A 14349-nucleotide genomic window follows, 5' to 3' on the forward strand; every position below is an offset into this window, starting at 1 on the left:
GAGTGGAACCGAGAGCTCACTCAGCTATTTCGGCTCGTTATCTGAGATACCCGGCTCTGGTGGTGAACGATGTCAGACTTGTCACGCTTTGTGCCGGTTACCTGTTCATTATGCCACCTTCCCTTCGAACGCGAGCGGGCTGATGCCGCCCAGTGAGGTGGTCTCGCTTCTTTGGACAGGTTGGCGGCGAAGTTAAGCTCATCCCTTGTGTCGTTATGCCGCGAGTCTGGTCACCAGATCATGGGGGGCATGCCTCCCATGATCTGGTTCGCCGAGCCGCTCGTAGACCTCTGCCGGGGTCTGCCCGCCGAGGCCTGCGTGCGGGCGGCGGTCATTGTAATAAGTGATTCACCGGTCATGGCGTACGCATCCGATAGGTGGCGCGTTGACGAAGCAGTTTCGCTGTGAAGCTCAGGCAGCCATTTCGCTGCGTTCTGCTTGTTGCGCGGCTTTCCAGTTCCAAGGAAGGAGTTCTTCGAGCCGGCTTTGCGGCATATCGGCGATGCGGGCGAGTACGTCGGCAAGCCAAGCCAGCGGATCGATGCCGTTCAGTTTGGCCGTGCCGATCAGGCTGAACATCATTGCCGCCCGTTCACCGCCCCGGTCTGACCCGACAAACAGCCAGGCCTTTCTGCCCCGGGCCACACTGCGCAGCTCGCGTTCCGCAGCGTTGTTCGTCAGGCAGATCCGGCCATCGCCGAGGAAGGTCGTGTCCCACGGGGTGGTGTAGGAAGGTTTCCCTGACTGGGTGGCCACCGTCGATCTTCTGGTAGGGTTCGGATGCGAACTCGAACCTGGAGAAGAAGACGATGACCGACGACAGAATGGCTCTGATCGATCTGATCGAGCAAGGGGCTTGCAGCGATCTGGTGCGTGAGATGCTGGCTTTTGCGGCCGAGCGCATGATGGATCTGGAGATCGAGGCGAAGACCGGTGCGCCTGCTGGCAGCCGCAGTCCGGCGCGGCTGAACCACCGCAATGGTTATCGGGAACGGGGTTGGGATACCCGTGCCGGGCGGATCGAGCTGGCGATCCCCAAGCTGCGCAAGGGCAGCTACTTCCCGACCTTCCTGGAGCCGCGCCGCACCGCCGAGAAGGCTTTGGCGGCGGTATTCCAGGAGGCCTATGTCCATGGCGTCTCGACCCGCTCGGTTGATGATCTGGTCAAGGCAATGGGCGCCAGCGGCGTGTCGAAGAGCCAGGTCAGCCGTCTGGTTACCGAGATCGACGAGCGGGTGAACGCCTTTCTCACGCGGCCTATCGAGGGCGAGTGGCCCTACCTGTGGATCGACGCGACCTACCTGAAGGCACGCGAGGGCGGACGGATCGTCTCGACGGCGACGATAATCGCTGTCGGCGTCAACACCGATGGCCGACGCGAAGTGCTGGGCGTCGCCACAGGCCCTTCGGAAGCCGAGCTCTTCTGGAAGGGCTTCCTGCGTTCGCTGGCCGACCGAGGCTTACGCGGCGTGAAGCTGGTCATTGCCGACGATCACAAGGGCTTGCGGGCGGCGGCATCGAAAGTATTCAATGCCGGCCAGCAACGCTGCCGCGTGCACTGGATGCGCAACGCGCTGGCCCATGCCGCACCGAAGCAGCGGCCCGCCGTCATAGCCATGATCAAGACGATCTTCGCGCAGGAAACCGCCGAGGCAGCTCACCAGCAGTGGGAACAGGTCGCCGATGCCCTGCGCAAGAAGTTCCCGAAACTGGCCGACATGATGGACGCTTCACGCGAAGAAGTGCTCGCCTACGTGACCTTCCCGAAGGAGCACTGGGCACAGATCGCCTCGACCAACCCGCTGGAAAGGGTGAACAAGGAGATCAAGCGAAGGGCCGACGTCGTGGGCATCTTCCCTAACGATGCTGCCGCCATCCGCCTGGTCGGCGCGTTGATGCTGGAACAGAATGACGAGTGGGCGGTATCACGCCGCTACATGACGCTGGAAACCCTTGGCTCGCTGAGCCATAATCACACCGTCAGCCTGCCACCTCTGGCAGCCTGATCCGGACCCGATCCTGCCGTGGATCGACGGCTCCTACACCACCCCGTGGGGCACGACCCGAATGCTGGACAGATCGACGAACCGGTCGATTAAGCGCAGCAGATAATCTGCCGGAACGTGCCGCTCAAGGTTGAAGCTGTAGAACAGCGCCTCCTGCGCCACCGTTCGCTCACCCATCATCGGCTCGTCTCCGCCTGCTCGCGAACAGTGAATCAGGACTTCACCGCGACTGCAAGCGGAAGCTTTTCAACACAATCAGGACGATAGCTGCCACGCAGCTGATGGTTGCCGCAAGCCGGCAGACGGGGGCGCCAGGCGCGAAGGCGCCGCGTGACGAGGACCGATGATGCCGTGCCTCGGCGCAGGCAGAGCGCGCGAAGCGTTGACGCCCGCAGAACCGTCAATGCGCAAGGGACGGCCGCGCTCGGCCACTGCCCTCGCCGCCCTGGCGACCTTTCGTCCGGCCTGCACGATCATTATGGAAAAAAAGGGCGTGTTCAGCCGTTCTTAGTTCAGCAGCGCAGCGTTTTGGAGCGTGGCTCAGCTCAGGAAGCACAAAAAACTGCATCGTACATCACACGATTACGGCCGTTATTCTTTGCCATGTACAGCATCTGGTCGGCAGCATTAAGGTTGTTGTCGATCCCTTCCTCGTGCTGGACCATCGCGACGCCCAACGAGGCAGTGATGCTAAAGACGGTGTCATTGTAGGGGATAGAAAGGGCCGCGATCTGCTCGCGTATCTCTTCGCAGAGTCGGTGTACCGTATCGCAGTCGCATCCGGGGAAAAGGGTCACGAATTCTTCGCCGCCAAAGCGCGCTGTAATCAGCCGCTCACGCTCCGCGATGTCGAGAAGAACCTTGGCCACCGCCCTGATCACTGAATCTCCCGTATCGTGGCCGTACGTGTCGTTAACCTTCTTGAAATGGTCGATGTCGAGAATGGCGACGGATCCTTCGCCCTGATGCTCACGCATCTCGTCCAGGTTCCCATGCGCCTGCTCGAAGAACGCCCGGCGATTATACAGCCCTGTAAGGGGGTCGCGCTCTGCTAGGAAGCGCAGATGGCGGATATGCTCCAGCATCTGGACATTGCCGACGATCCGACATTGTACCTCTTCAGGAATGAATGGGCGATAGATAAAGTCGGATGCTCCCGCCCTTAGGAACGATACCGACAAGTGAGGGTCGGATGAGGCTGAAATACCAATCACGCGCACCCTGTCTGCGCAGTAGCGTGACCGAATTTCACGCGTCAACGCGTAGCCGTCCATGTCGGGCATGTTGTAATCCGTGACGACCAGCTCGACGGCTTCGTTCTTTGCCAACAGCGCAAGCGCTTCCGCGCCCGAACTTGCCTCCAGTATGCGGTAGTTTTGCTTCTTGAGGATGCCAGCGAGCTCGTGGCGAGCGCTGGGCATGTCATCGACGATCAGCACGGGAGTTGCTGCGTCCTCGGTCACCCGTACGATGGTCTGGACGATGTTGTCCACCGCATCCGGTGCGTTCTTGATGTAGTAATCAACGATATTGGGAGAACAAAAACGTTCGCGTATGCTTCGCGTAAGGCTGGCTGTATACAGGATTGTCGGCACATCGTTGGACGCTAGCAGGTCCAGTATCTCACCATCCGGAGCGTCGGGCAGATTTAACCCCGCAACAGCGAGCAGAGGCCTATGGGCTGCAAGGGCCTCACGCGCCTCGAGATAGGTTTGGAAGCACTGCACCTCGGCGGAACTATGCTCAGCTATGCGGGACAATAGCAGCCGGCTGAGCGCGGTCGAATCCTCAATGATAAAGATGCTTTGGGCCATGCTTGCGGGGCTTGATCTCTGAGCTCGCCGGTCAGCCTGCCGATAAACACTCATAGATGATCACCGCTCCGTCGGGTGCAGCGCACCTTCTTCCATCCAACTATATATAGGACGCCGAAAGCAGTTGGCGTGTCGACGCGGTCGGAGGCACGAAATCAATTAGCGGCAGGATGCGCTTGCATGCGCGTCCTACAGTTGATCCCACGATCAACGCGTTTGCGCTGGAGCGCTTCGAGAGCGGCTCGGAGATGAAGAAGCGGGCAGATCACCCTGGCCGAGCGGCTCCTTTCGGGAACTCGGACTTTCACCTGAGCGTCCAAATGTGGGGGCGCTTGGGGTCAGGTAGGTTCCGGATCGTTGGAGCAGGAAAGCGGACGTCGGGCAGGCGATGGATGCAACGTCTGCTTTCCTGCGGCTTCGACTCAAAAGCCGCCAGGCAGCTCACGCCCCAACTGCGGACGTCCGCGTGCATTCATGATCGCGCTAAACCGGACGTTCGCGCCAGACGCGGGTCCGGCGCCTAGCCGAACAACCTTTGCGGTAGTTTTCCTCGCATCGCTGCTCGTCCATGATATTCCGCAGGTATGAAGATCCTATATGGCGCACCCTCCGGGCTGAACCGTCGAACGATCCTGATTAGCGGGTCCGCCTTGCTACTGGCGAGCTGTGTGTCACGCTCCCGGATTGCTTCACCAGACGCTGCCGCGATCGCAGAACTTCGCGCCCTCGAAGAGAGCGCGAACGGCCGTCTCGGAGCCTATATTCTAGATCTTGCCGACGGAACGGCATTTGGCTGGCGAGCGGACGAGCGTTTTACCCACGCCAGCTCGTTCAAGATGTCGCTCGCCGCCATGATGCTTTCAAAGGCTGATGCCGGCCAGATCAATCTCGATGAAGTTCTTCGCTGGACAAAAGATGACATGCTCTTCGTCAGTCCGGTCACTCAAGCGAACTTGAACACGGGCCTTTCAGTAAGGGAGCTGGCAAGAGCGACGCTCGTCACCAGCGACAATACCGCTGCCAACGTGTTGCTGCGTCGGTTCGGAGGACCTGCGGAACTCACCGCATTTTGGCGCTCGATCGGCGACTTGGACAGCCGGCTTGATCGATACGAACCCGAGTTGAACGTGACCCCACCCGGAACCGAACTTGACACTACGACACCCGCTGCAATGGCCAGAACCACGGCCAGGCTGGTTTACGGCGATGTGCTTACTCATGGGAGCCGGGCTGTACTCAAGAACTGGATGGCACAGGTGAAGACCGGCCAAGGCCGCATTCGCTCGGGCTTTCCGCTTAACTGGGCTTCCGGTGACAAGACGGGTACCGGTGTTGGCGAAACGAAGCACGTCTATGTCGATCTCGCTTATGGTGAGCCACCCGGGCGCCCGCCGGTGGTCGTCACCGCTTACTTCGAACCAACGCGACCTGCTGAACCTATGGATCCACATGCTGTTGCCGTGCTTGCGGCCGTCGGGCGAATTGCCACAGCGAGCGTGCTGAGAACCTGAGGTGTGCAAATAATGTAGCGCTCGGCTCCGAACCCTGCCGCGCTTCATGTGGACGCCATTTTGCTTGGCTCCTCTACGATCTGCATACGGACATGCCTACCAGCTCCGCGGTCAGCTCCCGCTTTTTGCTCCGGCGGTATGAGGTTGCGCTCCTCCGGCGTTTGCTCATCGGTGAAGCGGCGTGAGGGCAAGATGAAATAATGACGCGCCGATTGGAACCGGAACGATCCAGCGTCTATAGGCTCGTCTCGTCCGCCGAGTTTACAACGAGGACGAGCGGGAGGAGCGCCCGATAGATCGTGTGCTCCGGCGTCGCTGGACGTGGAATGATGCTTATCGTTCCGCCACCGGCTTGATCTTGGTCGGGGGGGTAAATGAATTTGATCGCGATGCGTGCGTCCTTGGCGATGAGCATCGCGCTCATGAGCGGCTGCGATAGCAGGAGCCACCGAGAAGCGACCGCCGACGGACGAGAGGCCGGCTCGACAGACTCGTCACTCTCGACGCAGGCAGGCGCTGCGCCGTTCACGATCGAGAATAGCGCTGTCCTGCCTATCCGGTCCAAGATTCTCGGCCGCGACTACGAGATCTTCGTCAAGACGCCGCCGGGTTATGATAAGCCCGAGAACGCTGGGCGGCGCTATCCGGTGATCTACCTGACGGACGGTCCGTACACCTTTCAGGTCGCGTCCGGTGTGTCTCGAGTGCCGTTCAGCCAGGACCGTTTCAACCCCTTCATCATCGTGGGCCTATCATGGGCCCTTGGCGAAGTCCCGGCCGACAGCCGTCGGCGGGACTTGACCCCGTGGGTTAGCCCGGCCGTAGCCGGAACGACCGGCGGCGGCCCCGCCTTCCTTGCCTTCCTGAAGAGCGAGGCCATGCCGCTGGTCGAGAGTCGCTATCGGATCGACGGTCGTGAGCGGGCGCTGGCCGGGCAGTCCTACGGCGGTGTTTTCGGTCTCTGGGTCGCCCTGACCGAGCCGCAGCTGTTCAAGACCTATATCCTGACGAGCCCGTCCATCTGGTTCGCGGATCGTTCGATCCTCAAGACCGAAGCGGCCTATGCTGCCGCGCACAAGGATCTGAAGGCTCGGATCTACCTCGCAACGGGCTCACGCGAGCATCCAGGCGCCGACGGTTGCGCCGGATGCGAGAACGACATGGTCGCTGATCAGCGGACCCTCACGAAGGCGTTGGCAGATCGAGACTACGCGGGATTGCAGCTGAAGGCTGAGGTCGTGCAGGGCAGCTTTCACGAGACTACCTTCCCAATTGGGCTCATCAACGGCATGCAGTGGACATATCTCAAGCCATGATGTCCCCTACCAGCGAAGCCAGGCACCTCGCAAATTCCGAGAGCTGGCGCTAACGCGACCGACAAGTTCGCGAGGCGTAAACCGCGGCTTGCTTCGAGAGTTGCTTTTGCGCAATCGCGGGAACGATGGTGGTCAGGTTGATAGCCGCCGCCTCCGCTGATTGCCCTCAGCGGCGGCTAATGAGCTCACCCATCCGAAAGCAGTCCGTCACCAAACCACCCACGTGCAGCCATGCTGGGCCTGGCCAAGCTCACCTGGAAGCCGATTTGCGGCTTGGCCGTATTCCTGACCGGCACCTGCCATTCAGCAGCCGCCCGCAGAACCGGTTGTTTAAGCATGCCGCCGCAGTCCCGCAGCTTCACGTCCAACAGGCCAAGTCTGGAAAACTCGATAGGGAGAGGTTTCGGCAAAGCCTCCTTCTCGAATGCAGCGACTAATCCCGTTGACTGCCATAGTCTACGTAGGTAGATAATGCGTGATGTCACGACGGCCTCACTCATCAAAACAAGCTCGTGCTGTTCTGGAAGCGCTGATCGCGCGCCCGGAGGCATGGCGGCATGGCTATGACCTGCTTCAGGAGACGCAGCTCAAATCCGGGACGCTCTATCCGCTGCTGATGCGGCTGGCTGATGGCGGGCTGCTCGAATCCGAGTGGCATTCACCCGTTCCCCCGGCCCGTGCTCCTCGCCATGCATACCGGCTCACACCCGCAGGTCGCGCCTTTGCCCGGTCGCTGCTCGCCGCCGCGGATACCCGCGGACCCTATCTGATCGGAGCAACGGCATGAATGCCTTCAGTCGCTCTCTGGCGGCCACGCTCATCGGCTGGTGTGCTGCGCTGCTCCCGTCCGATCGCACTTCGTGGGCTGCCGCGATGAAGGCCGAAGTGGATGCTATAGAGAACGGGAATGCCGCGCTCTCTTTCGCCATTGGATGCGTCTGGGGTTCGATCAAGGAGAGGACGTTCACCATGGCCTTCGCCGCCCGATCCGTACGGTTCGCCACGATCGCTGGAATGCTCGCCCTTTCTTTCCTGGGGGCCGTGACAACCGGACGGATGATTGACGCCAATGCGTCGAGCGCGATGGTTTTCGGCCTGACTTCCGCTCTTTTCGGAGCAGCGGCAGGGTGCAGCTACTTACGGAGGCCGATGGCTCTGGTGCAAACCGCCTGCTCGCTGATCCCCCTCTACATCTTGACCTATGTCTTCTTGTCACATGAAATACGCATGGCCGGCGCGTGGGCCGATGGACGGCTGTATCAGGCGCTCGCGATCGAAGGGGTGGTCATCTGGGCTGCCGTTCTGGCGGGCAGCATCTTCAGTCTTCGCGTCGAGACGCTCTCCACCGTCAAGCGCACGTGAGTTGAAGCAATGAGAAATGGCTGGCTGGTCACAGCAGGGCTCTTGAGCAGCGCTGCATCATTGTTGCACTTTGCCACCATCGTCGGTGGGCCGGATTGGTATCGGTTCTTCGGAGCCGGAGAAGAGCTCGCGCGGGCTGCCGAGCGCGGCTCAGCAATGCCTGGCTTGGTCACCGCTGCAATCGCGACAGTCCTGGGTGTCTGGGCGTTGTACGCGTTCTCCGCCGCAGGCCTCGTTCGGCGTCTGCCGTTGGTGCGAACTGCGCTGGTTTGCATCACCAGCGTGTACATGCTTCGCGGACTGGCAGTCATCCCGCTACTCACGCTCAAGCCGCAGCTGGTGGATTCCTTCGCGATCGTCAGTTCCCTCGTCGTTCTCTGCTACGGCGTGACCTACGCAGTTGGGACGTGGCTGGCCTGGCCCAGCCTCCGTTCGCACACATCTTTGCCGTCGATCTAGCCGATCGCGGCCGGTCAACTTACTTCCCAGCAAACCATCCTTTTTAGGGACGGCAGCTTTGACCACCTACCTCCCGAAAGCGGACCGGCAGCTCTCCACCCAGCCCTCGCCACTAGGCGGGCTCTGAACGCAGCCCGAAAGCGGTCGTTGCGTCAGCGTGTGTATTGCTGGACGGCCTTGGGCGGACGCTTACTCCGAGTGCCAATCAAGCTCACTCTGAGACGCGGGAAAGAAGCCGCTCACCACATCCACGCAAGGCGGTTGGCTTGCGCGGTCGCTAGCCATAGACGGTGGATCCGCGAACCGCCTGTGCAGACAACGAAGGGCTGGCGATATGAAATCGAAGAGGGCCAACGCTTACATCGGAGTTGGTCTCTTAATTGGCGTTGTACTCGGACTTCTACTGGATGCCATCAGCTACGGCGTCGCCCTCGGGTTTCTTGCGGGTGCGGCCTATATGCTGATGAGAGCAAAGGGCTCTGGCTAGCCGCTCGCCGGTTGCCTGGTCGGAAATACCGGACCGCGCACCGTCATCATGCCGGCATCGTACGGCCGCTGCAGTTCCCGGATCTCCTGGTAGCTACCGCGTAGCCAGGTGTCGCAATCCTCCGGACGCAGGATCGTAATCATCGCTTTAGGATGGATCGGTGCGACCAGCTCATTTGCATCACACGTCACCATGGCGAAACCGCCGCCGTCCTTAGTCGGCTGCCAGAACCCGGCCACCGCGAACACGGGCTGATCGGTAACCGAGAACCACATTTCGCCCTTCAAGGGTGGCTTTCCATCTCCAAGATCATGCTTGTCCGGCGTGAACTCGGCGAACTCCGTTAGAGGAATGAGACAGCGGTTCTCGGGCTTCTCGGCCAGCTTTCGCCATTGCGGCAGGTGCAGCTGGCGCACGTTCGTCATGGGCCAAGACGCCTGACCACCGAGCACATCCCAAGTCATCACGTCCCACGCGCGACGCTCGCCATCCTGTTCGCGGATGACATAGCTGCGCCCTTTGGGGCGAAGCTCCTGCGGGTTGAAACGATTGTCACGCGGTCGTTCGGAGAACAGCTGGTTGGCGGCGCCAAACAGGGTCTCGGGTTCTCCGCGGTATCGCGCTCGGTTACACATGCTGCCGATCTACTTGATCGCACCGGTGTGGCGCCACAGGTAAGTGCCGGGCGACCAACTGGCGATCGCATCCAACATGGCTCACATCGAGCGCTGGCAAGCTTTACTTGGGCCCTGCGGGCGACTTCAGCGAGGGTGCGGCGTGTCGCATCCACGTCGGCGGGAGGCAAGCCCTTAAAGAGGAAGCTGCCGCTGGCCGAGGTTGGTAACACCCGGGGTCGCACTTGGCCAATCACTTCCGCCTGCAAGTACAGCAAGGATCGCCCGATAAAGGTCTTGGCTGCCTGCAGATCTCGCGCGCGGAGGCGGACTCGGTCAATCAGCCGGCCCTGGCGCGTCCGGTGGCTGCAGCAAGCCCGGGCAGCTGCTGGCGGTTGCAGTGCGGAGCCCGTGCGGCTAAGCATCCCGCGTCGAAAAAGGCGGACTGGTAAAGGTTAGCCCAGTCGCCCCCTCGGGGGTCTCTGTCTGACGCACGCGTCATGACCCGCGGCCTTGAACCCCGTCATTGGTGTCGGGGCATAAGGGAACGCGTTCATGACCAAAACTGCCGAAATCATTCACGTCGTGATCGGGGCCTCCGCGGAGGCGGTGCACGACTTCGTCGCTGATCCTGAGAACATCGCACGATGGGCGCCCAACTTCGGAGACGCAATCAGCCGCACTCAGGATGGCTGGGTCGTAGCCACCCCCGAGGGGCCGTACCAAATCCGCTTCTCCGAGCCGAACACGCTCGGTGTGTTGGACCACTGGGTAATCTCGCCGACCGGGGAGGAGTTCTACAACCCGATCCGGGTCGTTCCTAACGGCGACGGCAGCCTGTTCTCTTTCACTCTCTTCCAGCACGCGTCCTGGTCGGACGAGAAATTCTCCGGTGACATCCAGCTGGTCCGAGGCGATCTGGCGCGTCTGAAGCAGCTTCTTGAGAGCGGAGCTGGGACGAAAGCTCCTTCTGTCTAGACTTAGACCTGGCAGGCCTCGGTTCGGCAAGCCTCGTGCTCGCCGGCCCGGGGCCTGACCCGTGGGCGACCCTATAGCTGACCGCTATACTCACAGTATTCTACCGTCCGTTTCACGCCAATCTCAGGCGTTGAGCCGGCGCGTGCGCCGATGCCGATAAGAGTCAGGTTGGTAGCCACCACCACACCGCCAACCAACCACGCGGAGGCGAAACCCTCAGTACTATACCTGTATACGGATATACTCGGTGCCGATCCGCCGCTGTCCAGACTCCCGCCGCCGGCGAATAGAGGCGATCATGCGGGCTGCCCCACCTCGGTCGGAGAAGCTGCTGCGGCTAACCTGCCCCGCTGTACCGATGCGACCCCAGCGCCGCTCGACCATCGTCCATCCAAACAGATCAGTGGTTATCATCAGCTCATAATCCCGCGCGATATTGCGCGAGCTGTCAATCGCCCGCCAGTGCTCCCGAAGCTCGTCATCGTCACCCACGGGCCAGCCTTTCCCTGATCGACAGCGGCGGCGCCAACGCGGTTTCTGAATCGATCATCGATCGGTGATTCAAGAGATCGATCACCGGCCTTAACGCGCAACCGGAATGTCGCTGAGCCGCGTAGTCCAAGACGGGCTTTTCATGGCGCGCTTCGTGTCGAAACCCTGCTGGCCAAATCCCTGGGAGGCGAGGGTAAGCGTGTCGCGGCCGAACCGCGCGTTTAGACCGTCCATTGCAGCCAGCAGCGCAGGCGCGCGCGGATCTTCGACAGCAAACAAGTCCGTCTGCGCTTTGCCCGACGGCACCAGCTCCTCGAGCAAAACGCCGCATTTCGTGTAGACCTTGCCGGGCTCGAACATCGCCTCGACCATGCGCCCGGCCAAGCCCACAATCGCACGTGGGTCACTCGTCGGCGGAGACAAGCGCACAGAGCGCGATTGCGAGGGCGGATCGCGATGGAAGCGCGAACCCTGGACGAAAGCAATCATCCGGGTGGCGACGAGATCCTGCGCGCGGATCTTCTCGGTTGCACGCGCTGCGCGTCGAGCCATTGCTTGGCGCAGCTCCTCAAGGTCGCGGACCGGCTCTCCAAACTGACGGGTCACGGCCGTGTTCTTCAGGGCCTCGGGTTCGACCTGGAAGTCGTCGCACTCTATGCCGTTCAACTCACGCACCAAACGCTCCAGAACCACCGTTCCGACGTCGCGCGCAGTAGCTGGGGGGAGCGCGGCAAGCTCAGCGGCTGTCCTCACTCCAAGTGGCCTAAGACGGGCCTCGAGAGCCTTACCAATCCCCCATACCTCACCCACTGGCCATACCTGAAAGAGGCGACGGCGCAGATCCTCGTCATGCAGATCGACCACCCCATTCCAGACCTTCTCGCTGGCCTTCGCGAGCGCATTCGCGACCTTGGACAATGTGCGGGTCGGTCCAAGCCCAATCCGCGTCGGCAGACCGACCTGGCGGAGGATATCGGCGCGAACCTGGTGCGCGGTAGCCACGTCGCCGAGCCCGCTGGGTAGGACGGGTAGCCGGAAAAACGATTCGTCGATGGAGTAAATTTCGGTCGTGCCGGAGTGCTCTCCGATCACGGCGTTGAAGCGCCGGTTGAGGTCCGCATAGAGTTCGTAATTGGACGACCTCATCTGGATTCCGTGCCGACGGATGCGGTCACGCATCTTGAACACCGGATCGCCCATGCGGACGTGCAGCGCCTTGGCCTCTTCACTGCGGGCGATCGCACAGCCATCGTTGTTCGACAAAACGATGACCGGAACGCCGTGCAGCGACGGATCGAACAGCCGTTCGGCTGAAACATAGAAGTTAGAAATGTCGACGATCGCCCAGGACATGGCTGTTCCCTAGCGGCGGTAGTCGCGCACGCCGGTGCGGACCACGCCCCAGATCTCAATCCCCTCGGCCGCGGTCGGCGCGTAGCGCTGGTGGGCATTGCGCGCCTCAAGCCAGGTCTGACCCTGGCGGCGGCAGAGTTGGCGGCACACGAAGCCACCATCGACGATTGCAATCACGATATGCCCGTCGGCCGGCCGCGTGTCGCGATCGACCACCACCACGTCATTGTCGTAGATGCCTGCATCGACCATGCTGCCGCCGCTGATGCGGAACACGAAGCTCGCAGCCCGATCGAGGCGCAGTAGCTCGATCAGGCTGATGGCGTCGTCCTCCCAGTCTTGGGCGGGAGATGGAAAGCCAGCTCCGGCTGCACCGATAATGCGGACTTGTATCCCGCTTGGCAGATCGGCGAGCGGGACCGGCTGCATAATTGGCAGCAGCATCGATATGACCCCTTTGTTCAGCCATTTAGCAAGGCGAGAACGTTAAGGGAACACCGGGTTTCCCACAGGCCTAATTGGAAGCGCTAGCAACTACCGTGAACCGTACGACGCTGTAAGCGTCCGGTCACGGTCGTCCAGCGGCACGCCTTCGGATTGAACGACCGCTTTCAGGTTGCGCCAGAAGCCGGCTCGATTGCTTTGTATGACTAAACACCTAGAGGATCACACCTTGGCGGTATGCCAACTTGGCACTTCCACGCGCTTTAGCGCCGCGCTTCGTGACTTCGAGGCTGATCTGTCGATCAATTCGGGTGAGCAGCACACCTAGGCACTCATACCTCCGCATATCAGTGTCTGCGTCAGTTTCGACGTGGAGTTCCAAGCGCTTCGGATCTGGCCCGAAGTTCCGAACGACCGCGTCGCCTTCAAAAAAGCGCGCCACCGCATCCTTGATAAACTCGCACTCGCCTTCCCGAAGGGGTGCAGGAGTTTTTGGCGGAACTGGCGGCGATGCGACAGGCATATGGCTCGATAGCATACTAGGGAATGACCGGAAGTGGGGCGTTTAGCGACAGGCAGGTTTCGGATCTTCGGAGCAGGAAACCGGACGTCGATCCAACGCCGGATGCAATGTCTGCTTCCCGGCGGAGTCGCCCCGAAAGCCGCCAGGCAGCTCACGCCCCAATTGCGGACGTTCGCGTTGCGCTGTTTACTGGTCCCATGAAGCGAGAGCGCCTCGTGTGGTTTGCTGCTGGCGTGGCGTGCAGTGCCATCGCTGCTGTAGGCGCTGCATTGGCTCTGCGAAGCCCGCCGCAAGAGCAGGGTTGGTCTCTAAGGGTCGCAGAGCAAGGGCAGTCGCTTCGTGATGGGCAAACTGCTGCCATTTGGCGAGGTGCTGAGATTGCGCAGGATTGTGGTGCTCGCTCATTCGAGATGGTCCCCGGCGTTGGCTCAGATCAGGCAGACGCAACCCGAATTCCGCTTGTGCGCGAAAACAACCCGTCATTGGGTTGTGTCATCGAGAGGGCGAGGAATCGGGGGCTGTGGATCGGCGTTCAACTTGACCCTTTTGACCGCAATGAATGAACGGGCGCAGCGGCAGCTTTCCACCCAGATAAAGCCGTTCAGCCGCAGGAACCGTGTTCCTCAAAGCAGTCATCCGACCGGATGAATGAACGGCAGGTTCTGGGGAGCGCTTCGGTCGCGCTGGACGTCTGGAAGTGGGTCATCCACTCAGGCAGTTGCCATGGATCGATGGCAGGAAGCTTTAAGCAGGTCCTTGCGAGTGGATGCGGCGATTGGACCAATCCCGCATCCACCCGTCAGGCAGTCGTGACGACTATTCAGCCTGGGCCGATTGAACGAGACGGAGCAGCAGCACCGAGCGGCCAGTCACTTGGTACATCGATCCAACCTCGAAGCGCTCCTCGCTTGCGTCGGGGGCGTTGGTGTCGATCAGCCGCTCCCATCCCTCTGCGCCCGCCGTGTCGGGCAGCGTGAAGTTGATGAGATC

General features: G+C 61.2%; 14 protein-coding genes and 1 pseudogene. 7 read left to right on the plus strand and 8 right to left on the minus strand.

All coding sequences use genetic code 11. The features are described 5' to 3' along the window. Positions 1-411 precede the first annotated feature (411 nt). Positions 412-711 (minus strand): annotated as a pseudogene (locus tag ELY13_RS13700) (transposase domain-containing protein); the annotation flags it as partial. A 98-nt stretch (positions 712-809) separates the two neighbouring features. On the opposite strand from ELY13_RS13700, the gene ELY13_RS13705 reads away from it, so the two are divergent. After that, positions 810-2006 carry an IS256 family transposase gene (locus ELY13_RS13705; protein ID WP_126174477.1) on the plus strand — a complete coding sequence of 399 codons (1197 nt, stop codon included), beginning with the start codon at positions 810-812 and terminating at the stop codon, positions 2004-2006. A 33-nt stretch (positions 2007-2039) separates the two neighbouring features. Here ELY13_RS13705 and ELY13_RS15085 read toward each other — a convergent pair whose 3' ends face one another. Together ELY13_RS15085 and ELY13_RS13710 are read right to left on the minus strand one after the other, a co-directional pair. Further along, positions 2040-2183: a hypothetical protein gene (locus tag ELY13_RS15085; RefSeq protein WP_164549818.1), complete on the minus strand. Its 144-nt coding sequence runs from the start codon at positions 2181-2183 to the stop codon at positions 2040-2042. Positions 2184-2551: 368 nt separating this feature from the next. Further along, the gene (locus tag ELY13_RS13710) at positions 2552-3820 is read right to left on the minus strand and encodes a GGDEF domain-containing response regulator (RefSeq protein ID WP_241233719.1); all 1269 of its coding nucleotides are present in this window, start codon (positions 3818-3820) and stop codon (positions 2552-2554) included. Between the two features lie 584 nt (positions 3821-4404). Between ELY13_RS13710 and bla the strand changes: the two genes are divergently transcribed. Continuing rightward, entirely contained in the window at positions 4405-5331 is a 927-nt protein-coding gene (gene bla, locus ELY13_RS13715; protein WP_126174479.1) for a class A beta-lactamase, read from the plus strand. 407 nt (positions 5332-5738) lie between these two features. Beyond that, the gene (locus tag ELY13_RS13720; protein ID WP_241233722.1) at positions 5739-6647 is read left to right on the plus strand and encodes an alpha/beta hydrolase; all 909 of its coding nucleotides are present in this window, start codon (positions 5739-5741) and stop codon (positions 6645-6647) included. Between the two features lie 185 nt (positions 6648-6832). Here ELY13_RS13720 and ELY13_RS13725 read toward each other — a convergent pair whose 3' ends face one another. Beyond that, the gene (locus ELY13_RS13725; protein WP_126174481.1) at positions 6833-7015 is read right to left on the minus strand and encodes a hypothetical protein; all 183 of its coding nucleotides are present in this window, start codon (positions 7013-7015) and stop codon (positions 6833-6835) included. A gap of 110 nt (positions 7016-7125) precedes the next feature. Between ELY13_RS13725 and ELY13_RS13730 the strand changes: the two genes are divergently transcribed. The 3 genes from ELY13_RS13730 to ELY13_RS13740 all read left to right on the plus strand — a co-directional run bounded on the left by ELY13_RS13730 (position 7126) and on the right by ELY13_RS13740 (position 8468). After that, the gene (locus ELY13_RS13730) at positions 7126-7434 is read left to right on the plus strand and encodes a PadR family transcriptional regulator (RefSeq protein ID WP_126174482.1); all 309 of its coding nucleotides are present in this window, start codon (positions 7126-7128) and stop codon (positions 7432-7434) included. An 86-nt stretch (positions 7435-7520) separates the two neighbouring features. Further along, the gene (locus ELY13_RS13735; protein WP_126174483.1) at positions 7521-8009 is read left to right on the plus strand and encodes a hypothetical protein; all 489 of its coding nucleotides are present in this window, start codon (positions 7521-7523) and stop codon (positions 8007-8009) included. A 63-nt stretch (positions 8010-8072) separates the two neighbouring features. Continuing rightward, the gene (locus ELY13_RS13740) at positions 8073-8468 is read left to right on the plus strand and encodes a hypothetical protein (protein WP_241233720.1); all 396 of its coding nucleotides are present in this window, start codon (positions 8073-8075) and stop codon (positions 8466-8468) included. A gap of 483 nt (positions 8469-8951) precedes the next feature. Here the strand turns inward: ELY13_RS13740 and ELY13_RS13745 are convergent, their stop codons facing one another. After that, positions 8952-9590 (minus strand): SOS response-associated peptidase family protein, encoded by a 639-nt coding sequence (locus ELY13_RS13745; protein WP_126174485.1) that lies wholly within the window; start codon positions 9588-9590, stop codon positions 8952-8954. Positions 9591-10124: 534 nt separating this feature from the next. Here ELY13_RS13745 and ELY13_RS13750 point away from each other — a divergent pair. Continuing rightward, a complete protein-coding gene (locus ELY13_RS13750; RefSeq protein ID WP_126174486.1) occupies positions 10125-10547 on the plus strand; it encodes an SRPBCC family protein in 423 nt (140 codons plus the stop codon). Between the two features lie 222 nt (positions 10548-10769). Here ELY13_RS13750 and ELY13_RS13755 read toward each other — a convergent pair whose 3' ends face one another. From ELY13_RS13755 to ELY13_RS13765, 3 genes are all read right to left on the minus strand, one after another. Continuing rightward, positions 10770-11039, minus strand: coding sequence for a WGR domain-containing protein (locus ELY13_RS13755; RefSeq protein WP_241233721.1), 270 nt, complete (start codon positions 11037-11039; stop codon positions 10770-10772). A 90-nt stretch (positions 11040-11129) separates the two neighbouring features. Beyond that, a complete protein-coding gene (locus tag ELY13_RS13760) occupies positions 11130-12392 on the minus strand; it encodes a Y-family DNA polymerase (protein WP_126174487.1) in 1263 nt (420 codons plus the stop codon). A 9-nt stretch (positions 12393-12401) separates the two neighbouring features. Beyond that, complete coding sequence (locus tag ELY13_RS13765) at positions 12402-12836, minus strand: LexA family protein (protein WP_126174488.1); 435 nt, start codon at positions 12834-12836, stop codon at positions 12402-12404. Positions 12837-14349 lie beyond the last annotated feature (1513 nt).

The organism is Altericroceibacterium xinjiangense (assembly GCF_003958635.1).
Lineage (GTDB): Bacteria > Pseudomonadota > Alphaproteobacteria > Sphingomonadales > Sphingomonadaceae > Altericroceibacterium_A > Altericroceibacterium_A xinjiangense.

Bases quoted from the DNA above. Each gene is read 5' to 3' on its own strand.
- ELY13_RS13705 (WP_126174477.1), top strand. From the start codon at position 810: ATGACCGACGACAGAATGGCTCTGATCGATCTGATCGAGCAAGGGGCT.
- ELY13_RS15085 (WP_164549818.1), bottom strand. From the start codon at position 2,183: ATGGGTGAGCGAACGGTGGCGCAGGAGGCGCTGTTCTACAGCTTCAAC.
- ELY13_RS13710 (WP_241233719.1), bottom strand. From the start codon at position 3,820: ATGGCCCAAAGCATCTTTATCATTGAGGATTCGACCGCGCTCAGCCGG.
- bla (WP_126174479.1), top strand. From the start codon at position 4,405: ATGAAGATCCTATATGGCGCACCCTCCGGGCTGAACCGTCGAACGATC.
- ELY13_RS13720 (WP_241233722.1), top strand. From the start codon at position 5,739: ATGAGCATCGCGCTCATGAGCGGCTGCGATAGCAGGAGCCACCGAGAA.
- ELY13_RS13730 (WP_126174482.1), top strand. From the start codon at position 7,126: ATGTCACGACGGCCTCACTCATCAAAACAAGCTCGTGCTGTTCTGGAA.
- ELY13_RS13735 (WP_126174483.1), top strand. From the start codon at position 7,521: ATGAAGGCCGAAGTGGATGCTATAGAGAACGGGAATGCCGCGCTCTCT.
- ELY13_RS13745 (WP_126174485.1), bottom strand. From the start codon at position 9,590: ATGTGTAACCGAGCGCGATACCGCGGAGAACCCGAGACCCTGTTTGGC.
- ELY13_RS13750 (WP_126174486.1), top strand. From the start codon at position 10,125: ATGACCAAAACTGCCGAAATCATTCACGTCGTGATCGGGGCCTCCGCG.
- ELY13_RS13760 (WP_126174487.1), bottom strand. From the start codon at position 12,392: ATGTCCTGGGCGATCGTCGACATTTCTAACTTCTATGTTTCAGCCGAA.
- ELY13_RS13765 (WP_126174488.1), bottom strand. From the start codon at position 12,836: ATGCTGCTGCCAATTATGCAGCCGGTCCCGCTCGCCGATCTGCCAAGC.